The organism is Azonexus sp. IMCC34842 (genome assembly GCF_050368855.1).
Classification (GTDB): domain Bacteria; phylum Pseudomonadota; class Gammaproteobacteria; order Burkholderiales; family Rhodocyclaceae; genus Azonexus; species Azonexus denitrificans_A.
In genome coordinates, this window is the sequence record NZ_CP178449.1 from 381,385 (window position 1) to 402,955 (window position 21,571).

Consider the following 21,571-nt stretch of genomic DNA (forward strand, 5'->3'; position numbering starts at 1 on the left):
TTCACTCTAGTTGTCGCGCGTACCAAAAGCCAAAATATTCGTCATGCGGCACTGGTGTTTGTGGCTCAGATTGCGCGATGAGGCTTTTTTCTTCTCACGGTCAGCGAGTAAGATGATGTTTTTTGCTCCATACGGTACCGTCTGGAATGGGCGCCGGTTTCGGCTGACTGAGCTTTTCAAGGAGAGAGTAGATATGCAATTAAAAGACAAGGTATTTCTGGTTACCGGCGCCGGCTCCGGTCTGGGCGCAGCGACGGCCCGGGCATTGGCCGAGGCGGGGGCGAAGGTTGTTCTGGCTGACCTGAATCGTGATGCCGGTGAAAAGCTGGCGGCCGAACTCGGGGCCGGCGCGTGTTTCGTCGAAACCGATGTGGCCAGCGAGAGTTCTGCGGTGAACGCCGTGCAGACGGCCATTGCCAAATTTGGCGGCTTACAGGGGCTGGTCAATTGCGCCGGCGTCGCGCCGGCTGAAAAGGTCGTCGGCAAGGAAGGTCCGCACCGGCTGGAGAGTTTCGCCAAGGTGATCAATATCAATCTGGTCGGCACTTTCAACATGATTCGCCTGGCTGCCGAGGCAATGCTGAAAGGCGAGCCGGATGCCGGCGGCGAGCGCGGGGTGATCATCAATACCGCCTCCGTGGCTGCCTATGAAGGCCAGTTGGGGCAGGCCGCCTATGCTGCCTCCAAGGGCGGTATCGTCGCCTTGACCCTGCCGGTGGCCCGTGAGCTCGCCCGTAGTGGCATTCGCTGCATGACCATCGCGCCAGGCATCATGGAAACCCCGATGCTGCTCGGCATGCCGCCGGAGGTTCAGGATTCCCTGAACAAGATGGTGCCGTTCCCAACCCGCATGGGCAAGCCGGCCGAATATGCTGCTTTGGTCAAGCACATTGCCGAGAATTCCTACCTCAATGGCGAGGTGATCCGTCTCGATGGCGCCATCCGCATGGGAGTCAAATAAACTATACTTCGGCTCCGCCATTGACCAAAAAGGCACTTCGGTGCCTTTTTTATTGCATGTCTGAATCCTCCTGTTATCACTGCGGCCAACCGATTCCGGACGATGTCGATCTGTCGGTGAAAATCGGCAACGAGACCCGCGCCATGTGCTGCTTCGGTTGCCAGGCGGTGGCTCAGTCGATTGTCGATAACGGGCTGCAGGACTACTACCGCAGCCGTGATGCGCTGCCCGAGTCGCCGCGCGAAGCGATGCCGGCAATCCTCGAACAACTGGCGCTTTACGACCACGTTGATTTTCAGAAAAGCTTTGTCAAAGACCTCGGCGAGAATGAACGCGAGGCTTCATTGTTGCTGGAAGGCATCACCTGTTCTGCCTGCATCTGGCTCAATGAGCAGCATGTTGGCAAGCTGCCTGGCGTGACGGCGATCGATATCAATTACGCGACGCGCCGGGCGCGGGTGCGCTGGGATGAATCCCGGGTCAAGCTCTCCGATATTCTCGGCGCCATTGCCGCCATCGGCTACCGCGCCTATCCCTACGACGCCGCCAAGAACGAGGAAATATCCCGCAAGGAGCGGCGCGAAGCCTTGTGGCGCCTTTGGGTTGCCGGATTCGGCATGATGCAGGTAATGATGTACGCCTTCCCGGTGTATATCGCCGACGGCGACATGACGGCCGATATTGAAAGCCTGATGCGTTGGGCCAGCCTGCTGTTGACGTTGCCGGTGATTTTTTATTCCTCCGCACCGTTTTTCCGGAATGCCTGGCGTGACCTCAAGCTGCGCCGGGTCGGCATGGATGTGCCAGTGGCCCTTGGCGTCGGCGCGGCCTTTGCGGCCAGTTGCTGGGCTACGCTGATGCAATCGGGCGAGGTCTATTTCGACTCGGTCGCAATGTTCGTTTTCTTCCTGCTCGGTGGGCGCTATCTTGAGATGACGGCGCGGCAAAAAGCCTTGAGTGTGACCGAAGCGCTGGCCAAGCTGCTCCCGGCCTTTGCGCAAAAAATGCCGGATTTCCCCGGCGACCGCAGCACCGAGCAGCGCGTCGTGGCCGATTTGCGCCCCGGCGACTACGTCCTGGTTCGCGCTGGCGACATCGTACCGGCCGACGGTCGGGTCATCGAAGGCATCAGTTGTGCCAACGAGTCGCTGCTCACCGGCGAGAGCCGGCCGGTCGCCAAGTCGCCAGGCGATCTGGTGACGGGCGGCTCGATCAACGCCGAGAGCCCGCTGGTGATCCAGGTCGAGCAGGTCGGCGAAGGAACGCGTTTGTCGGCAATCATCAATCTGATGGAACGGGCCGCAACCGAAAAGCCGCGGATCGTCGAAATGGCTGACCGTATCGCCAGCTATTTTGTCGCGGCGCTGCTCGCGGTTGCCGTTCTGGTGGCAGTTGGCTGGTACTTTGTCGATCCCTCGAAAGCGCTGTGGATTACCGTTTCAGTATTGGTCGTGACCTGTCCCTGTGCGCTTTCTCTGGCTACGCCGATCGCCCTGACCGTCGCGGCCGGGGCGCTGGCCAAGGATGGCCTGTTGGTGACGCGTGGGCACGCCATTGAGACGCTTGCCCGGGCGACTCATTTCGTTTTTGACAAGACCGGTACCCTGACTACCGGGCGCATGCATCTGGTTGATGTCGGGGTGTTTGGTTCGCTTGGCAAGGATCAGTGTCTGGCTATTTCTGCCGCCCTTGAGCAAAGTTCCGAGCATCCGGTGGCCACGGCTTTGCGCTACGCGGCTGGCGCTAGTCTTCCCGTGGCGGTGGATGTGGTGAGCGAGCCGGGGTTGGGGATTGAGGCTGTTGTCGAGGGGCGTCGTTACCGCATCGGCCGCCCCGCCTATGCGCTGGCCCTGAGCCATGCCGAGTTGCCGGATGCCGCCGCCGCCTGGTTGGAAAGCGGTGATACTGTGGTGGTCTTGGGAGATGCCGGTGGTTGCCTGGCGACTTTCCGGATTGGTGACGAGGTTCGTCCGGAGTCGGCGGCGTTGGTACGTGAGCTGCGGGCGGCGGGCAAGCAGGTTGTCTTGTTGACCGGTGATGCACCGGCGGTAGCGAAGCGGGTGGCTGCTGCGTTGGGCATCGAGGATGTCCGTGCCGGCGTGACGCCACAGGGCAAGCATGACTGTGTCACGGCGCTACAAGCGGCAGGTGCGCTGGTGGCGATGGTCGGCGATGGGGTCAATGACGCTCCGGTGCTGGCGCAGGCGCAAGTCTCGGTGGCGATGGGTGGCGGGGCGCAACTGGCGCGGACCCAGTCCGACTTCGTGCTGCTTTCCGAAAATCTCGATCATTTGCGCCATGGCTTGCGGCGGGCCGGAAAGACGCTGCAGGTGATTCGTCAGAATCTCTGGTGGTCGTTCGCCTACAATTTTGTCGCCTTGCCGCTGGCGATTGCCGGTTACGTTACACCGTGGCTGGCGGGCATTGGCATGTCGGCGAGCTCCTTGCTGGTCGTGCTCAACTCATTGCGCATTCAGCGTGTGGAGAAGGATTAATGGAAAGCGTCTACCTGTTGATTCCGGTTTCGGTGATCCTCGTTTTCGGCATCGCCGTGGCTTTCTGGTGGTCGGTGCGCAGCGGCCAGTTCGACGATCTCGAAGGTCCCGGTTTTCGCGTCCTGATGGATGACGATATGCCAAAGCAGCAAACCGAAGCCGAGGAAACTGCCGAGAGCGACAAACTGGATAAAGTTTGACCTGCGTCAACTGTCGCGGGCGATACCGTTGGCACTATTCAGTCTGTGTGAAGCGCAAGCTTCACGGTATTTCTCTGTTGGGGTTGGGGTGCGTTGCGACGCACCCTTTTTTTGTCTACGCCATTGCCAAATGGACCAGAGTTCTAAACCCTTTGGACTAGTGGCCTAGATAATCGGTAGGTTGATCTAGGTCAAAACGCCCCCGCTAATCTAGAATAATATCCGCGTTCATGTGCCGCCTTGGGTTTAGGGGGGTGGTCATTTAGTCTTTTCATTAACGAGAGGTGGGTTCATGTCTGGAACGAAAACCACATACAACGATAAGGTCGTACGGCAATTTGCCGTCATGACTGTCATCTGGGGCATCGTCGGTATGCTTGTCGGTGTCATCATCGCAGCCCAGTTGGTCTGGCCGGAGCTGAATCTTGGCTTCCTGCATTTTGGCCGTCTGCGTCCGCTTCACACGAACGCGGTTATTTTTGCGTTTGGTGGCTGCGCGTTGTTTGCAACGTCTTACTGGTGTGTTCAGCGCACCAGCCACGCCCGCCTTTGGGGTGGTCCGCTGGTTCCTTTTACTTTCTGGGGCTGGCAAATCGTCATTCTGTTGGCTGCTATTACGTTGCCGCTTGGTATCACCAGCGGTAAGGAATACGCCGAGCTGGAATGGCCGATTGATATCCTGATCACGCTGGTCTGGGTTTCTTACGCACTGGTTTTCTTCGGTACCATCGCCAAGCGCACGGTTTCCCATATTTATGTGGCCAACTGGTTCTTCGGTGCTTTCATCATTGCGGTTGCGCTGCTTCACTTGGTGAATAGTGCTGCTGTGCCGATTACGCTGACCAAGTCATACTCTGCATATTCCGGTGTTCAGGATGCGATGATTCAGTGGTGGTATGGTCACAACGCCGTGGGCTTTTTCCTGACCGCAGGCTTCCTGGGCATGATGTACTACTTTGTGCCGAAGCAGGCTGGCCGTCCGGTGTATTCCTACCGTCTGTCCGTGGTCCACTTCTGGGCGCTGATCTTCACCTACATGTGGGCGGGCCCGCACCACCTGCATTACACCGCGTTGCCTGACTGGACGCAGTCTGTTGGTATGGTCTTCTCCCTGATCCTGTTGGCCCCGTCCTGGGGTGGCATGATCAACGGCATCATGACCTTGTCCGGTGCCTGGCATAAGCTGCGCGACGATCCTATCCTGAAGTTCCTGATCACCTCGCTGTCCTTCTACGGTATGTCCACGTTTGAAGGCCCGATGATGTCCATCAAGACGGTGAATGCCCTGTCGCACTACACGGACTGGACTGTTGGTCACGTGCACTCAGGTGCCCTTGGCTGGGTCGCGATGGTTTCGATCGGTTCCATCTACTATCTGCTGCCGAAACTGTTCGGCAAGAGCGAGATGTTCAGCACCAAGCTGGTTACGACCCATTTCTGGATCGCTACCATCGGGACCGTGCTCTACATTGCCTCGATGTGGATTGCCGGTGTGATGCAGGGTCTGATGTGGCGCGCTGTCAACGCCGACGGTACGCTGGCCTATAGCTTTGTCGAAGGGGTCAAAGGCTCCTATCCGTTCTGGGCGATTCGTTGGCTGGGTGGCGTCCTGTTCCTGGTCGGTATGTTGATCATGGCTTACAACATGTTCAAGACCATGGCGGGCGGCAAGACTCAAGATATGCCGGTGATTGCTCCGGCTGGCCATCACGCTTGATTAGGGAGAGAAAATAATGTTCAAGCACGAGCAAATTGAGAAGAGCGTTGGCCTGCTCATCGTTCTGACCCTGCTGGTGGTCAGTGTCGGTGGCCTGCTGGAAATCGTTCCGCTCTTTTTCCAAAAGTCGACCACGACCCCGGTTGAGGGTACCAAGCCTTACGATGCAGTTCGTCTGGCTGGGCGCGATGTTTATATCCGTGAAGGTTGCTTCCTCTGTCACTCACAGATGATTCGTCCGTTCCGCGCTGAAACCGAGCGTTATGGCCATTATTCTGTGGCTGGCGAGTATGTCTATGATCACCCGTTCCAATGGGGTTCCAAGCGTACCGGTCCTGATCTGCATCGCGTTGGTGGTCGCTATTCTGACGAATGGCAACGTGCCCACCTGATGAATCCGCGTGATGTGGTGCCGGAGTCCAACATGCCTGCCTTCGCCTTCCTGGCAAATACCAAGGCGAAGGAAAGTGTTGGCGCCGACATCGAGAAAAAGATGAGCGTCATGCGTGGCTATGCCAATGTCCGTGGAATCCCGACTTACTCTGACGAAGAGATCAAGGGTGCCAAGGCGGCAATCGGTGACAAGACCGAGCTGGATGTTCTGATCGCCTACCTGCAGGGCATGGGTACGGCACTGAGCACGATGAAGCAATAAGCCATGGACATCAACGATCTGCGTTCCATCATTACGGTTGCCGGGTTGCTTTGTTTCCTGGCGATTGTGGGGTGGGCTTATGGCAAGGGCAGCAAAAAGGGGTTTGAAGAAGCTGCCAACTTGCCTTTCGCGGAGCACGATGATCAGGATGCGGTGACTCGCGCATCTCATCCTCGCTGAAAAAAGGAAAGCAAATGAGCGATTTCGTTAGCGATTTTTGGAACCTGTACGTGATTGTGATCGTGACGGGCAGTATTTTGGCCTGCGCGGTACTTCTAATAGTACAGGGCAAAGCGACTTTCACGCCGGGCAAGACCATGGGTCATGTCTGGGATGAAACTCTCGAGGAATACAACAACCCGATGCCAAAATGGTGGAGTTGGTTGTTCACCATCACCGTGATTTTCGCGTTTGTGTATTTGGCGCTTTATCCGGGGCTGGGTAACTTCAAGGGTATGCTGGGATGGACCTCGGTCGGTCAGCACACAACTGAAGTTGCCAAGATGGATGCCACTGTCAAACCACTGTTCGACAAGTATCTGGCCATGGATGTCAAAGCTGTGGCTGGCGACAAGCAGGCCAACGAGATGGGCAAACGTTTGTTCTTGACCTACTGCATGCAGTGTCACGGCGCGGATGCTCGTGGTGCCAAGGGCTTCCCGAATCTGTCCGATAACGACTGGCTGTATGGTGGTGAGCCGGAGCAGATCAAGGAAACCTTGAATAACGGTCGGATGGGTGTCATGCCTCCGCACGCTCAACTCGGTGCGGATACGGTCAAGGATTTGGCTAATTTTGTCCGTTCGCTGTCGGGTCTGCCGAACGATTCGGTGCGTGCTGCCAAGGGCAAGGAAGCTTTTTCCTCGGCCGGTTGTATTGGCTGTCACGGTCCGGAAGGCACTGGTATGCATGCCGTTGGCGCACCGAATCTGACCGACAAGGTCTGGCTGTATGGCTCGTCCGAGGCAACCATTACCGAGACGATCAACAACGGGCGTCAGAACAAGATGCCGTCGTGGAAAGAGTTTCTCGGCGAAGCCAAGATTCACCTGCTCACGGCTTACGTGTATAGCCTGAGTCAAGGCACCAAGTAATTGGTACAGACGGGGCGGCTTGCCGCCCCGTTTTTTCGAGCAAGGCTCGAAAAATAATTATCAGTATCAAAATTGCGCTGATGCAAACGCAAAATATATGACTTCAGCGCAATTCTGATACGGATACTTCCTTGTATGGAACCAGCGGAAAACAATACACCAGCCAACTCTGCCGATGCGCAGGCCATTGTTTCTTTTTACGAGAAACACAAGAAGGTCTATATCCGCGAGGTTAAAGGATGGTGGAACAATTGGCGGTGGGCCTTCGTCTGGATTACCCAGGTTCTGTTTTACGGTGCTCCCTGGATCGAGTGGAATGGTCGTCAGGCCATATTGCTGCATCTGGTTGAGCGCAAGTTTTATCTTTTTGGGCTTGTTCTGTGGCCGCAGGATGTTTTCTATCTCGCGTTGCTACTGATTATTTCGGCCTACGCGCTGTTTCTTTTTACGGCCATCGCCGGACGGTTGTTTTGTGGCTATGCCTGCCCTCAAACGGTGTATACCGAGATTTTTGTTTGGGTTGAGAACCGGATTGAAGGTGATCGCTCGGCCCGAATGAAACAGGACAATGGCCCGATGACTGCCAGCAAAGTGGGGTTAAAGGCTGCTAAACATGCAATCTGGCTGCTAATTTCGTTATGGACCGGCTTTACGCTGGTCGCGTATTTCACGCCGGTCAGTGAGCTGCTTGCGGCTCTACCGTTCAACCTTTCCGGCTGGGAGCTTTTCTGGACCTTTTTCTATGCCGGGTTCTGTTATATGCAAGCCGGCTTTTTGCGCGAGCAGGTCTGCAAATACATGTGTCCCTATGCCCGCTTCCAGGGGGTGATGTTTGATCCGGATACGCTGGTTATCACCTATGACCCGGAGCGTGGTGAGCCGCGTGGTGCTCGCAAGAAGGGCGTCGATGCTAAAGCAGCCGGCCTTGGCGACTGTGTGGATTGCGGGTTGTGTGTCGTGGTCTGTCCGACCGGAATTGATATTCGTAAGGGCCAACAGTACGAGTGTATCGGGTGTGGTGCCTGTATTGATGCCTGTGATCCGGTAATGGAAAAAATTGGCTTGCCGCGCGGGCTGATTCGCTACACCACCGAAAATGCCTTGGCCAAGCACTTTACGCCGCAGGAGGTTGTCGGGCATTTGCTGCGGCCGCGCATCATTCTGTACTCGGCAATTTTGACTATTATTACTGTGGCAGCGATCTGGTCGCTGGCTACCCGTGTTCCGCTTAAAGTGGATGTTATCCGTGATCGTTCGACGTTAGCGCGAGAAGCTGATGATGGGCAGATTGAAAACGTGTACAACCTGAAGATCATGAACACTACTGAAGAGCCCCAGCGTTACTCGGTGGTGGTCAATGGGCTGGATGGAATAGAAATCCTCGGCGAGCGTATTGTCGATGTCGCCAGTGCAGATAACCATGAAGTGACTGTCGTTGTGCGTGTCCCGCCGGAGTCCGGCAAAAAAGGCGCGAACACGATCTATTTTGATATCAAGGCCCAGAACCACGAGCAAATCGCGGTTCATGAGAAGGCCTCTTTTTTGATGCCCTGACATGAGTACAACAATGAGATTACGCAACGATAACCGTCCTTGGTACAAGGAACCGTGGCCGTGGATTTTGATTTCCGGCCCGGCGATTGTTGTCGTCGCAGGCTTTATTACTGCATGGTTGGCGATCGTCAGCAATGACGGTCTGGTTACCGATGACTACTACAAGCAAGGGCTTTCGGTGAACCAGCGTTTGCATCGCGATCACATGGCCGGGAATCTTGGTCTGCATGCCGATGTAATGCGCTCGGAGATGAATATCCGTCTGCTTCTCGGCGCCGACGCAGCGGCACAGGTGCCAGAGGCGATTATTCTTAAATTGGCTCATCCGACCCGGGCAGGTCAGGACCAGTTGGTGCAGATGGTCTCGGAGGGGCAGGGCTTTTACAGCGGAAAGTTGACTGCTGATATTTCTGGACGTTGGCTTGTCTCGATTGAAGATCCGGCTGGGCAATGGCGGCTTCAGGGGGAGTGGCAGGCTGATTCTGTGGAACCGCTGCGCCTGACGGCTAAGGCGGGTAAGTAGGTTTTATTCTGTTACTGGGAGGTGACATATGGCATGGGAATTGTTGTTTAGTAGCGATATCGGCCTGATGAGTCTTGGGGTCATTGTCGGTGTGTTGGTGATTGGCGCCTGGATGGGCAAAATGTACTCAAGCAAGATGAACGAAGAAAGCCGGAAACTCGGCAAGTAATTCGTGTCGTCAGGATCCGCGGTTTTGTGCGGACAAGATCCCCCGTTCGGTTTTGCCGGCGGGGGATTCGTTTTTCCGGGGCCGGTGTGTAAAACGTGAGGAAACTGCTTGGTGCCTTGTTGCTTTCGCTGTTTATACACTTCGCTGTTCTCGGTGGCTTTCGTGCGTATCTGCGCTGGTTGCCGACATTGGCTCCGGCTGGTGATCGCGTTATGGTCGCCACGCTTGTCGAGCGTTTGCCGGAGGGGCGAGTTGAGGGTGCTCCCCTGACGGCGGTGAATCGTCTTTTCAAACCGTCCGAAGGCAAATCATTGGCCGCTGCCAAACCGGGGAGCTTCACGACAGGCTCGTCCCGATTGGTCCCCACCGTCACCACAATTGACGTTCCGTTGGGGCGCACCGCGGGGCCGTCTGCTGAAATGCGTCGCAGTCAGGTAGTGAGCGCTAACCCGATGCGGGAGCTTGCCGATGTACCAAGTGAGGACGGGGTTCGTCAATATCGCTTGAGTCTGGCGCGGGCTGCCCGATCATACAAACAGTATCCGGCATCGGCTCGCGAAGGGGCCCTGGAAGGCGATGTTGTTGTCACCGTTAGCGCTGCGGTGGGAGTGGGGGCGCCGGTTGTCGCGCTTGGTCGGAGTAGTGGCCAGCCATTGCTCGACAGCTTGGCGCTTGACTTGATGGTCAAGGCAACTGCTCAGGCCCCGTTGCCGGACATTTTACGCGGCAAGCAGTTCGTTATCAGCGTGCCGGTTCAGTATCGTCAGAACGATTGACCGGCGAGAAAACCAGCGGTGTCAGTTCGGCTTCGTGAAAACCATAGGTGCCGCTGGCCCGGTCCGCGAGATAGTGTTCCAAGCAGAGCGTGACGCTGCGGAAGGCCAGATTTTGCCAAGGGATATCTTCTTCATTCAACAGCAGCACTTCCAGGCTTTCCACCCCCGCAGCGTAGGCGGGAGTGGCCAGGCGGCCGCGATAAAAGAGGTGAACCTGATTGATGTGCGCGATGCTGACCATCGCGAACGGCGCGTCCAGAATGATGCTGGCTCCGGCCTCCTCCATCGTTTCGCGGCTGGCGGCCTGGGCCGTCGTCTCGCCGTTTTCCATGAAGCCGGCCGGCAACGTCCAGAACCCAAGTTGAGGTTCAATGGCTCGCCGACAAAGCAAGATACGCCCTTCCCATTCGGCAACACAACCGACAACGAGGCGCGGGTTTTCATAATGAATGTAGCCGCAGCTATTACATACGTGTCGCGGAAGAGAGTCTCCGGCAGGAACGACATGGGAGACATCAGCACCGCAGCGGTTGCAGAAACGAATCACGGATAATTTGATCGGTTAAGTTCAGATTTCAGTTTAGCACCGACCGATGCAGCCTGCGCTTGCCGTGCCGGTCTGCATATTTCTTCCTTCACTCCGGCGAGCCCAGTGGCTACAATAGCGGGAACCAGAAAATACGCGTATTCGCGCCAGTCGTAGGCTGGCACCCAGGGGGCTTTGCATGTTTCTAATCGTCGGTTATGTAATCATCCTGGCTTCGTCGCTGGGAACTTACGCCCTTCATGGCAGCCTGCTTGCGCTGTGGGTGCCTGCCGAATACATCGCTATTGTTGGTTTGACGACCGGCTATTTTGTCGGCGGTAACAACATCAAGCTTCTCAAGGCCACGGTTGGTGCTTTGCCGGGAGTTCTCAAAAGTTCGAAATTCACCAAGGCGTTTTACGTCGACGCCTTGGCCATGCTTTTTGAAGTACTCGGCAAAGTTCGCAAAGAAGGCCTGATGTCCATCGAAGGCGATGTCGAGAACCCGGAAGCCAGCCCGATTTTCAGCAAATACCCCAATCTGGTAAACGACCACCATGTCATGGAGTTCGTCACTGACTACCTACGCATGATGGTTGGCGGCAATTTGAACACCGTGGAAATCGAAAACCTGATGGATGTCGAACTGGAGACGCACCATCATCAAGCGGAGGCGCCAGGGCACGCGGTTGCCAAGCTGGCCGGTGCGGTGCCGGCCTTCGGTATCGTGGTTGCGGTGATGGGTGTGGTCAACGTGATGGGGTCGGTCGGCTCCCCGCCCGCGGTGCTCGGCAAGATGATCGGTGGGGCGTTGGTCGGTACTTTTCTCGGTATTCTTATTGCGTACGGCTTTGTCGAGCCGGTGGGCAACTTGCTTGAGCAAAAGGCAAAAGAGGGGGCGAAAATCTATCAAATGATCAAGATGGTTTTGCTGGCCTCGATGTCCGGTTATGCACCGCAGGTTGCTATTGAATTTGGCCGCAAGACCCTCGAGTCCGACGTGCGCCCCAGCTTTATCGAGCTTGAGGACGAACTCAAGGCCCGCAAGGGCAAGTGATTTTCTCACCGACACCTAAGCCGATACGATGAGCGACGATTCCTCTCGCCCGATAGTCATCAAGCGCAAAAAGGTCGTTGCCGGTGGCGCGCATGGTGGAGCCTGGAAAATTGCCTATGCCGACTTCGTAACGGCGATGATGGCTTTCTTCCTCCTGATGTGGCTTCTTGGCTCGACGGCCAAGGGCGATTTGCAGGGCATTGCCGAGCATTTTCAGAATCCCTTGAAGGTTGGCATGTCGGGTGGCAGCGGTCTGGGTGATGCAACCAGTATTTTGCAGGGCGGCGGCCAGGATTTGACGCGGCAGGCTGGTCAGGTCAAGAAGGGCGACGTCGAAGGCAAGAAGACAACGTCCTTTTCCAAGGAGGCTCAAGCCGAGTTCCGGCGCAAAGAGCGGGAGCGCCTGGAAGCCCTGAAGGCGGATATTGAAAAGATGATTGAGCAGACTCCGCAACTGGCGCAGTTCAAGAAGCAGTTGTTGCTCGACATAACAACAGAAGGGCTGCGGATTCAGATCGTCGACGAACAGAATCGGCCGATGTTCGATTCCGGCGGGGCTGAGCTCAAACCATATACCCGGGATATTTTGCGGCAGATCGGCAAGTCCCTGAACGAGGTTCCCAACCGCATCAGCCTGGCCGGGCATACCGATGCCGCGCAGTTTGTCGGTGGCAGCCAGGGGTTTACCAATTGGGAGCTGTCGGCCAATCGCGCCAACGCGTCGCGTCGGGAGCTGGTTGCCGGCGGGATGGGCGATACCAAGGTTTTGCGGGTCGTTGGGCTGGCATCGACGGTGCCGTTTGACAAAAATGATCCGCTGAGTTCGGCCAACCGCCGAATCAGCATCGTGGTGCTGAATCAGAGAACCGAGATGGCCATTCTCCAGGAGGAGGGGCCACAGTCTGAAATTTCCAACGAGGGAGATATTTCGGGCGGACTGAACCTGCCGGCTGCCGGCAAGGGGACCTCCGGCTGAAACCTCAGGCCGCCAGGCCGATTTGGGCCGGGCCCGAACTGCGGGAAGAGGCTGTTAGCAGCTTCTGCTCGAAGCGAGCGGCTCATCCCGGACGTGGCGTGCTTGGGAGTTATCCGCGCACGTCGAACTGGTATTACAGAAATTGAGTCTCCTGTCACAGGGCGGGAAAAATAACCAAATCAGGCAAACCGGCTACGCCAGCGGCGGCATCGAGTTGTTCTGATCTACATACGAGGAAAAAATGGCGAAAACCATTCTTGCTGTTGACGATTCTGCCTCCATCCGTCAGATGGTTTCATTTACCCTGAAAAGTGCCGGCTATGAAGTCGTTGAAGCGGTCGACGGCATGGACGGTCTGGATAAAGCCAAGGCCCGGAGCATCAATCTCGTCCTTACCGATCAGAATATGCCGCGCATGGATGGCCTGACCTTGATCAAGAGCCTGCGCGCCCTGCCGCAGTACGCATCGACGCCCATCCTGATGTTGACGACGGAATCCTCCGATGCCATGAAATCGCAAGGGCGTGCGGCCGGTGCTACGGGCTGGCTGGTCAAGCCCTTCGACCCGCAAAAACTGATCGAAGTCGTGCGCAAGGTAATCGGCTGAGCCGAGGCCGAGGAGCCGGCAATCATGCCGGTGTTCGTCGCATTCGATTTCCGACAGCGGGCTCGTGGGCTGTCGAGGTGAGGGGGTAGCATGGCTATCGACATGAGTCAGTTCTACCAGGTGTTCTTCGAGGAATCGGCGGAGCATCTGGCGGCAATGGAAGCGCTCCTGCTTGATCTGGATGTCGAGAATCCCGATCCAGAGCAGCTTAACGCCATTTTCCGGGCGGCGCATTCAATCAAGGGTAGCGCCGGGACGTTCGGCTTTGGCGATCTGGCCGATGCCACCCATATCCTGGAGAATTTGCTTGATCGTATTCGCAAGCACGAGTTGGGCTTGCGTGCCGATATGGTGGATGCCTTTCTTGAGGCGGGAGATCTGCTGCGCAGCATGCTCGAAGCGCATCAGGGTCGGGGCACCGTCGATGCGCAGCAGGTCGAGGCCGTTTCGGCGCGACTGCGGCAGCTGTCGGCCGATCAACCCCCGGTCGAGGCGCCGGCAACACCCGAGCCGCCGGTTGCGACCCCTTCTGCCGGGTCGAAGGCTTCGGCCGAGGCAGGTGGGGCGGTAAAACGTGTTTTCGATATCCAGTTCGTGCCCACCGAGTTTTCTGCCAAAGGCGACGGTGTCACCCTTCTGCTTGATGAGCTTCGCACCATCGGGGCTCTTGAAATTATTTCTCAGCCCGATGTCGATGCTCATAATGTCGGCTTCTGGCAATGTCGTTTGATCACCGCTGCGGCGCCGGAGGATTTCTCCGATCAGGTTGATTTTGTCGCCGATAACGGTGCATGGCGGGTTTCCGAAGACAAGTCGGTTGCCGTAAATGGTGCCGTGGCTTTCGGGTTCTTTGAGGATTCGCCAGGTGTACCGGACGAGGATCGCGGCTACGGATTTTTTTCGGCTGTTGATGATCGTTCGGTTACCGATATTGCTGCAGCCATCGACAAGACCGAAGATGACGACGGCTACGGCTTTTTTGAACCCTTGCCGAGCGTGCCGCAGGCGGCCCTGGCTGCCGAGCCATTGGTGGAAGATGACCAGGGGGCTTACGGTTTCTTTGCGCCACTGACGCCACCGTCGGCGGCGGTACCGGTGACGGTGGTCGCCGAGGAAGGTGATGGTTTCGGTTTTTTCGTTCCGATCGCTCCGCCGGAAAAGGCCGGGACGGTGCAAGTCAGCGTCCAGCCGCCCCCAGTGCCAGCCGAAAAGCCGGCGCCCGCTCCGGCGCGCACCGTGAGGCGGGCCAGCCAGGCTGTTGCGGCCGGGGATTCGTCGATACGCGTCAGCATCGAGAAGGTCGATCAGCTGATCAATCTGGTCGGCGAACTGGTCATCACCCAGGCCATGCTGCTGCAGACCACGATGCGGATGGAAGACCAGGCTCCGGAACGCCTGATCAACGGCCTGACGCAGCTGGAGCGGAACACGCGCGATCTGCAGGAATCGGTGATGTCGATCCGGATGATGCCGATTTCTTTCGTCTTCTCGCGCTTTCCGCGAGTCGTTCGCGACCTTTCCGCCAAGCTGGGCAAGCAGGTCGAACTGAAGACTTCCGGCGAAACGACCGAGCTCGACAAGGGCCTGATCGAGCGCATTGCCGATCCCTTGACCCACCTGATCCGGAACAGTCTCGATCACGGCATCGAGTTGCCCGAACTACGGGGTGCCGCCGGTAAAAGCCCGGTTGGGACGATCACCCTGAAGGCCTACCATCAAGGCGGCAATATCGTCATCGAGGTTGGGGATGACGGGGCCGGCCTGCCGCGCAACAAGATACTGGCCAAGGCGCGCGAGCGCGGGTTGCCGGTATCCGAGCAGATGACCGATGCGGAAGTGTTCAACCTGATCTTCGAGGCCGGTTTCTCGACCGCCGAGCAGGTCACCGATGTTTCGGGGCGCGGGGTTGGGATGGATGTCGTGCGCCGCAATATCCAGGCAATGGGTGGGCGGGTTGAAATCGAGTCGATGCTCGGGGTCGGCACGCGGATGACCGTGCGCCTGCCGCTGACGCTGGCCATTCTGGATGGGATGTCGGTTGCGGTGGGGGATCAGACCTATATCCTGCCCTTGTCCTACATCATCGAGTCGCTGCAACCGCAGGCCAGCGACATCAAGACGTTGTCCAACCAGGCACGGGTCATCCAGGTTCGCGGCGAATATCTGCCGGTCGTCGTCTTGCACGAGGTTTTCAACCTGAAATCGGCGTGGACCGACTTTACTCAAGGCATCATGGTCGTGATCGATGCCGATGGCGCCAAGGCCGCCTTGTTCGTCGATGCCCTGGTCGGGCAACACCAGGTGGTGATCAAGAGCCTGGAGGCAAACTATCGCCGGGTGGTCGGGGTTTCCGGGGCGACCATCATGGGCGATGGCCATGTCGCACTGATTCTGGACGTCTCGGCGATTGCCGGCATGGCCAAGTCGAATATGCAGAAAGCCGGTTGACGGCTGAATCGAGGAGCAATACATGGAAGCGATGACGCACGGTGGTGCAGGAGCAGGCGAAGCGGATCTGACGGTCAGCGAGTTCCTGACTTTTACGCTGGGCAGCGAGGAGTACGCAATCGATATCCTGAAGGTCCAGGAAATTCGCGGTTACGAGCCGCCGACGCTGATTGCCAACGCGCCGCCTTTCATCAAGGGAGTGATCAACCTGCGCGGCATCATCGTGCCGATCGTCGATTTGCGGATCAAATTCAAGCTTGGCAAGATCGAATACACGCCCTTTACGGTGGTCGTCATCCTCAACGTCGCCGGTCGGGTGATCGGCGTCGTGGTCGATAGCGTATCCGACGTCATCTCGCTGACCCCGCCGCAAATCCGCCCGGCCCCGGATTTTTCCGGCAGCTTCGATACGAAATACATTGTTGGCCTGGCTTCGCAGGATTCGCGGATGATGATCGTGACCGACATCGAGCGCCTGATGAGCAGTGCCGATATGGAACTGATCGACTCGGCGACCGAATAATCGGCGCCGCTGCGCAACGGGAGGACAACATGTTCAATATTCGCGATTACAAGATCGGCACCCGCCTCATCATGACGACGATCGGGGCGCTTGTCCTGATGCTGGTGCTCGTCGGAATTGCCCTGTTCAGCTTGAAAACGATCGGCGATGAGGTCGAACTCATCGTCAATAACAACATCAAGAAAACCGAACTGACGGTCGATATGCGTACGCGCAATCTGCTGATCGGCCGGCATGTGCGGACGGCGCTGATCTACGAACAGCCGGACAAGCAGGAGCAGGAAAAGACCAACGCCGAGGCTGAACTGGCCAAGTATCTGGCAGCCGAAAGCCAGATTGTCGAGGCGACCGTTACGCCCCGCGACAAGGAAATCCTTGGCCGCATCCTGCCAGCGCGCCAACTGGCCGAAGCTTCGCTCAACCGGATGTTCGGGCTGATCAAGGCCGGCAACCGTTCGGATATCGAACAGCACTTCTTCGCCGACCTCCAGCCGAAGTTGCAGGGCTGGTATGAGTCGATCGGCGACTATGCGCAAGCGCAACACGACAACAACGTCCGGAACGTGGCCGAGATCGACGATATCAAGTCGGGGGTGCAAACGACGATGCTGCTGCTGGTCCTGCTGGCGGTAATCGTGATGATTCCCTCCGGCATCTGGGTGACCCGGCAGATTACCTGTCCGATGCAGGAGGCCGTGGCAGTGGCCGAGGCGGTGGCGGCCGGCAACCTCGAAAACCGCATCGACAGCGCCGGCAAGGATGAAACGGCGCAATTGATGCTGGCGCTCGACAAGATGCAGGACGATCTGAAACGGCGCACCGAAGCCGAGCATAAAGTGGCGGATGAAACCTTGCGCATCAAGGTCGCCCTCGACGTCTCCTCGAACAAGGTGATGGTTGCCAACCCCGACGGCGTGATCATCTACTGCAATGCTGCTGCTCAGGAAATGATGCAGTTGGCTGAAAACGACATCCGGAAGCAGTTGCCCAACTTCCGTGCCGATGCCATTCTCGGCTCGAATTTCGATCTCTACCATCAGCAACCGAGCCACCAGCGCAACGTGCTGGCCCGGCTGACGGCCATCCATCGGACTGAAATCGTGATCGGTGGGCGCTATTTCAGCCTGGTCGCCAGCCCGATCGTCAATGGCCGCGGCGAGCGTCTCGGCAGCGTCGTCGAATGGCTGGATCGTACCGCTGAAGTCGAAATCGAGCGGGAGGTGGCGGGCATCATCAGTGCCGCCGTGGCCGGCGATTTCAGCCGGCGCCTCGATGCCGACAAGATGAGCGGCTTCTTCAAGCAGATATCCCAGGGGATCAACGATCTGCTGGCCGCCAACAGCCGTGCCCTCACCGATGTCGGCGAGATGTTGGCGCGGATGTCCGAGGGCGACCTGACGCAACGGATCGATACCGACTACCAGGGAATGCTCGGCAAGCTCAAGGACGACGCGAACGCGACGGTCGACCATCTGCAGGAAATCATTTTCTCGATCAAGGATGCGACCAACGCCATCAATACGGCCGCTCAGGAAATTGCCTCCGGCAATCAGGATCTGTCGAGCCGGACCGAAGAGCAGGCCAGCAGCCTGGAGGAAACAGCCTCCAGCATGGAGCAGATCACCAGTACGGTGAAACAGAATGCCGACAACGCGCGGCAGGCCAACGAACTGGCCAGCAATGCCCAGGAGGTTGCGATCAAGGGCGGCGAAGTGGTCGGTCAGGTGGTCCAGACGATGAGCGCCATCCATCAGTCGAGCAACAAGATTGCCGACATCATCGGGGTGATCGACGGTATCGCTTTCCAGACCAACATCCTGGCGTTGAATGCCGCCGTTGAAGCAGCACGGGCCGGCGAACAGGGGCGCGGTTTTGCCGTGGTGGCGACCGAGGTGCGCAATCTCGCCCAGCGCAGTGCCGCAGCGGCCAAGGAAATCAAAGGCCTGATCTCCGATTCGGTGGACAAGGTCCAGACCGGCAACAAACTGGTCGACCAGGCCGGACGAACCATGGAAGAAGTGGTCGCCAGCATCAAGCGTGTCGCCCGGATCATGGTCGATATCTCGGAGGCCAGCCGCGAGCAGACCTCAGGTATCGAGCAGGTCAGTCTTGCAGTCAATCAGATGGACGACGTGACGCAACAGAATGCCGCCTTGGTTGAGGAGGCTGCCGCTGCGGCGGAAAGCCTCGAGGAGCAGGCCCGCAGCCTGAGCCGTTCGGTGGCGGTGTTCCGGCTGCCTGGTGACAGAGCCCCTGAGCCAAATAAAATGCATCTGGCGCACCGTGAACGGCCGCAGCTTGCGGTTGCCAAGTCCGTCTCTCCGCCGATATTGACCGCAAGAACCCCAAAAAAACTCCCGTCCGCCCAGATTTCGACACTTTCAGTGCAGGATGACGACGAATGGACCGAGTTCTAATAAACAAAGCAATCTGACGGATTAGTGCCAATGCGAACCAACCTGCCTGTTACCGATGTGGAAATCCAGCTTGATGACCGTATCCTGATCGTTTCGAAAACCGATCTCAAGGGACGGATCACCTACATCAACAAGGATTTCGTCGATATCAGCGGCTTCTCGGAAGGCGAACTGATCGGCCAGCCGCACAACATCGTCCGCCACCCGGACATGCCCGTCGAGGCTTTCGAAGACATGTGGCGGGATCTGCAGGACGGTCGCCCATGGACCGGGATGGTCAAGAATCGCTGCAAGAATGGCGATTATTACTGGGTCCTGGCGACTGCCACCCCAATCCGCGAAGATGGCCAGGCCGTCGGTTACATGTCGGTGCGCCGCAAGCCGGCGCGCCAGCAGATCGAAGCCGCCGACAGTGCCTACCGCCTGTTCCGCGAGAAGAAGTCCGGCGCTCTGCGGATTCGCCATGGCGCGGTCGTCAAGGGCGGCGATGGCCTGCTGTCCGGCCTGTCGCTGAAGAGCAAATTGCTGGCCGGTTTCGGTACCTTGTTGTCGATGCTGGCGTTGATCGCCGGTCTGGGTATCTGGGGCATGGGGCAAACCAACGACGTGGTCGGCAATCTGTACAAGCAGCGGATGCAACCGCTCGAGGCCTTGACGAGTATCGGCCAGCTGATGGCCGACAACCGTTCCCAGATCCTGTTGTCGCTGCAGCACGATCCGAGCGGTCCCTACGCTGCTATGCACGATCATTCGCTCGACTTCCATCTCAAGCAACTCGAGGCGAATATCGCCGAAGTCAGCGCGCAATGGGCGGCCTACAAGCAGGCCGGCGGTTCGGCCGATGATCTCGAGCTGGAGGCCGCCTATGCCGCGGCCCGCCAGCGCTATGTCACCGAAGGGCTGCGCCCGGCCATGGCGGCACTGGCCGAGAATCGCTTTGACGAAGCCAACCGGATTCTTCTGAGCACGATCAATCCGACCTACACCGCAGCGGCGAAACAGGCGAGTGAGCTATTCAAGCGTCAGGTGGCACATGTCCGGCTGGACATGGACGAGAGCACGCAGCGCTTTGCCGACACTCGCCTTTCGGTCATCCTGATCGTCGTGCTCGGCCTGTCCGGTGGGTTGTTGATCGCCGTCGCGCTTACCCGGTCGATTACCCGGCCGATTGACGAGATCATCGAAACCTTCCAGTCGCTGGCGAATGGCGACTACACCCGCAACCTGACCGTGCTGCGCAACGACGAGATGGGCAAGGTACTGCAGGGGCTTCAGTCGATGCAGATCCAGCAAGGATTCAATGTCGCGGAGAGCCAGCGCATCGCCAACGACAACCTGCGGATACAGATCGCGCTCGACTGCGTGGCGGCGAATTTGCGGATTGCCGATGACGACGGGAAAGTCATCTACGCCAACAAAGGTCTGCTATCGACCTTGCGCACTATCGAAGGCGGTCTGCGCGAGACCATTCCCGGCTTTTCCGCCGATCGCTTCGTGGGCAGCAACATTGGCGATTTCTTCGATAATCCGGCCGCGGCCCTGCAAAGCTTGCGCGAATTGAAAAGCCCGCGCAGCGTCGAAATGCAGATCGGCGGCCGTATCTACAACGTGCTGACCAATCCGATTACCAACGACCGGGGGCAGCGACTGGGTACCGTCGGCGAGTGGGTCGACCGGACTGCCGAACTGAACGCCCAGCGTTTGGTTGCCGAGCTGATTCACCGCGCCTCTGCCGGGGATCTCGAAGCCCGTCTCGATACCGAGGTGCTGGAGGGGTTCTATCGGGAACTCGGCCTAGGCATCAACAATCTGCTCGAAACCAGCGGTTCGGCGATCGGCGAGATCGGCGGCCTGCTCGAGCGGATGGCCCGGGGCGATTTGACCCAGGTCATCACGACCGACTACCAGGGAACCTTCGGCCGCTTGCGCGACGATGCCAATGCCACGGTCGGCAAGCTGCGCGAGCTGGTCGGCGAAATTCAGATGTCGGCCGACACCATCAATACGGCAGCCCGCGAAATCGCTTCTGGCAACCTGGATTTGTCGAGCCGTACCGAGGAGCAGGCGAGCAGCCTTGAGGAAACCGCGTCGAGCATGGAGCAGCTCACCGCCACGGTCCGCCATAATGCCGACAATGCCCGCCAGGCCCACGAGTTGGCGGATAGCGCCCAGTCGGTTGCCGAGCAGGGCGGCGTGGTGGTCAGCAAGGTGGTCGATACGATGAGCTCGATCAATCAGGCCAGCCACAAGATCGCCGATATCATCGGGGTGATCGACGGCATTGCCTTCCAGACCAACATCCTGGCCTTGAATGCCGCGGTCGAGGCGGCGCGGGCCGGTGAGCAGGGGCGCGGCTTCGCCGTCGTCGCCACCGAGGTTCGTAATCTGGCGCAGCGCAGCGCGGCGGCCGCCAAGGAAATCAAGGGATTGATTTCGGACTCGGTCGATCGGGTCGAAGCCGGCAATCGTCTGGTCGATCAGGCCGGGCGGACAATGGAGGAGGTGGTGACCAGCATCAAGCGGGTTGCCCGGATCGTCACCGATATTTCCGAGGCCAGCCGCGAACAGAGCTCCGGCATCGAGCAGGTCAGTCTGGCGGTCAGCCAGATGGACGAGGTGACCCAGCAAAATGCTGCCCTTGTCGAACAGGCCGCTGCGGCGGCCGAAAGCCTGGAAGGCCAGGCGCGCCAGTTGTCGGTGGCGGTTGCGATATTCCAGGTCAATGCCGGTAGCGACCGTGTCCGGCGGCTCGCCGGGGCGCCCGCTGAGGCCGGCCATCGGCCCGAAGCGGCCAGGGCGCGCCGCAAGCCGGCGGCCTTGCCGGCATCGCTCGACGATGAGTGGGCCGAGTTCTGAGTGGCGATAATTGAGCG

At 58.2% G+C, this 21,571-nt stretch carries 19 protein-coding genes; 18 read left to right on the top strand and 1 reads right to left on the bottom strand.

From position 1 onward, the window contains the following. The first annotated feature begins 193 nt into the window (after nt 1-193). From ACLIKD_RS01835 to ACLIKD_RS01885, 11 genes are all read left to right on the top strand, one after another. Complete coding sequence (locus ACLIKD_RS01835) at nt 194-961, top strand: 3-hydroxyacyl-CoA dehydrogenase (RefSeq protein ID WP_226418614.1); 768 nt, start codon at nt 194-196, stop codon at nt 959-961. Nucleotides 962-1,017: 56 nt separating this feature from the next. Beyond that, the gene (locus ACLIKD_RS01840; protein WP_428826933.1) at nt 1,018-3,456 is read left to right on the top strand and encodes a heavy metal translocating P-type ATPase; all 2,439 of its coding nucleotides are present in this window, start codon (nt 1,018-1,020) and stop codon (nt 3,454-3,456) included. Next, nucleotides 3,456-3,656: a cbb3-type cytochrome oxidase assembly protein CcoS gene (gene ccoS / locus ACLIKD_RS01845; protein ID WP_428826934.1), complete on the top strand. Its 201-nt coding sequence runs from the start codon at nt 3,456-3,458 to the stop codon at nt 3,654-3,656. The genes ACLIKD_RS01840 and ccoS overlap by 1 nt, the downstream gene beginning before the upstream one ends. A gap of 292 nt (nt 3,657-3,948) precedes the next feature. Then, nucleotides 3,949-5,373, top strand: a complete 1,425-nt coding sequence (ccoN, locus tag ACLIKD_RS01850; protein WP_226418617.1) for a cytochrome-c oxidase, cbb3-type subunit I — start codon at nt 3,949-3,951, stop codon at nt 5,371-5,373. A gap of 16 nt (nt 5,374-5,389) precedes the next feature. Continuing rightward, on the top strand, nt 5,390-6,028 hold the full coding sequence (gene ccoO, locus ACLIKD_RS01855; RefSeq protein ID WP_226418618.1) for a cytochrome-c oxidase, cbb3-type subunit II: 639 nt from the start codon (nt 5,390-5,392) through the stop codon (nt 6,026-6,028). Between the two features lie 3 nt (nt 6,029-6,031). Then, nucleotides 6,032-6,208: a cbb3-type cytochrome oxidase subunit 3 gene (locus ACLIKD_RS01860; RefSeq protein ID WP_226418619.1), complete on the top strand. Its 177-nt coding sequence runs from the start codon at nt 6,032-6,034 to the stop codon at nt 6,206-6,208. Between the two features lie 14 nt (nt 6,209-6,222). Further along, the gene (gene ccoP, locus ACLIKD_RS01865; RefSeq protein WP_428826935.1) at nt 6,223-7,122 is read left to right on the top strand and encodes a cytochrome-c oxidase, cbb3-type subunit III; all 900 of its coding nucleotides are present in this window, start codon (nt 6,223-6,225) and stop codon (nt 7,120-7,122) included. Nucleotides 7,123-7,257: 135 nt separating this feature from the next. Then, the gene (gene ccoG, locus ACLIKD_RS01870) at nt 7,258-8,676 is read left to right on the top strand and encodes a cytochrome c oxidase accessory protein CcoG (RefSeq protein ID WP_428826936.1); all 1,419 of its coding nucleotides are present in this window, start codon (nt 7,258-7,260) and stop codon (nt 8,674-8,676) included. A gap of 13 nt (nt 8,677-8,689) precedes the next feature. Further along, a complete protein-coding gene (locus tag ACLIKD_RS01875; protein ID WP_428826937.1) occupies nt 8,690-9,199 on the top strand; it encodes a FixH family protein in 510 nt (169 codons plus the stop codon). A 28-nt stretch (nt 9,200-9,227) separates the two neighbouring features. Further along, nucleotides 9,228-9,368, top strand: coding sequence for a DUF3149 domain-containing protein (locus ACLIKD_RS01880; RefSeq protein WP_226418623.1), 141 nt, complete (start codon nt 9,228-9,230; stop codon nt 9,366-9,368). 95 nt (nt 9,369-9,463) lie between these two features. Then, nucleotides 9,464-10,144, top strand: coding sequence for a hypothetical protein (locus tag ACLIKD_RS01885; protein ID WP_428826938.1), 681 nt, complete (start codon nt 9,464-9,466; stop codon nt 10,142-10,144). Here ACLIKD_RS01885 and ACLIKD_RS01890 read toward each other — a convergent pair. Further along, entirely contained in the window at nt 10,110-10,688 is a 579-nt protein-coding gene (locus ACLIKD_RS01890) for an NUDIX hydrolase (protein ID WP_428828370.1), read from the bottom strand. The two genes, ACLIKD_RS01885 and ACLIKD_RS01890, sit on opposite strands and share 35 nt — an antisense overlap. Nucleotides 10,689-10,869: 181 nt before the next feature. On the opposite strand from ACLIKD_RS01890, the gene motA reads away from it, so the two are divergent. From motA to ACLIKD_RS01925, 7 genes are all read left to right on the top strand, one after another. After that, a complete protein-coding gene (gene motA / locus ACLIKD_RS01895; RefSeq protein ID WP_226418625.1) occupies nt 10,870-11,727 on the top strand; it encodes a flagellar motor stator protein MotA in 858 nt (285 codons plus the stop codon). A 28-nt stretch (nt 11,728-11,755) separates the two neighbouring features. Beyond that, on the top strand, nt 11,756-12,703 hold the full coding sequence (motB, locus tag ACLIKD_RS01900; protein ID WP_226418626.1) for a flagellar motor protein MotB: 948 nt from the start codon (nt 11,756-11,758) through the stop codon (nt 12,701-12,703). 241 nt (nt 12,704-12,944) lie between these two features. Continuing rightward, on the top strand, nt 12,945-13,310 hold the full coding sequence (locus ACLIKD_RS01905) for a response regulator (RefSeq protein ID WP_226418627.1): 366 nt from the start codon (nt 12,945-12,947) through the stop codon (nt 13,308-13,310). A gap of 90 nt (nt 13,311-13,400) precedes the next feature. Continuing rightward, complete coding sequence (locus tag ACLIKD_RS01910) at nt 13,401-15,758, top strand: chemotaxis protein CheW (protein ID WP_428826939.1); 2,358 nt, start codon at nt 13,401-13,403, stop codon at nt 15,756-15,758. Nucleotides 15,759-15,780: 22 nt separating this feature from the next. After that, nucleotides 15,781-16,281, top strand: coding sequence for a chemotaxis protein CheW (locus ACLIKD_RS01915; protein ID WP_226418629.1), 501 nt, complete (start codon nt 15,781-15,783; stop codon nt 16,279-16,281). 29 nt (nt 16,282-16,310) lie between these two features. Beyond that, nucleotides 16,311-18,698, top strand: coding sequence for a methyl-accepting chemotaxis protein (locus tag ACLIKD_RS01920; protein ID WP_428826940.1), 2,388 nt, complete (start codon nt 16,311-16,313; stop codon nt 18,696-18,698). Nucleotides 18,699-18,728: 30 nt separating this feature from the next. Next, nucleotides 18,729-21,554 (top strand): methyl-accepting chemotaxis protein, encoded by a 2,826-nt coding sequence (locus tag ACLIKD_RS01925; RefSeq protein ID WP_428826941.1) that lies wholly within the window; start codon nt 18,729-18,731, stop codon nt 21,552-21,554. Nucleotides 21,555-21,571: the final 17 nt, after the last annotated feature.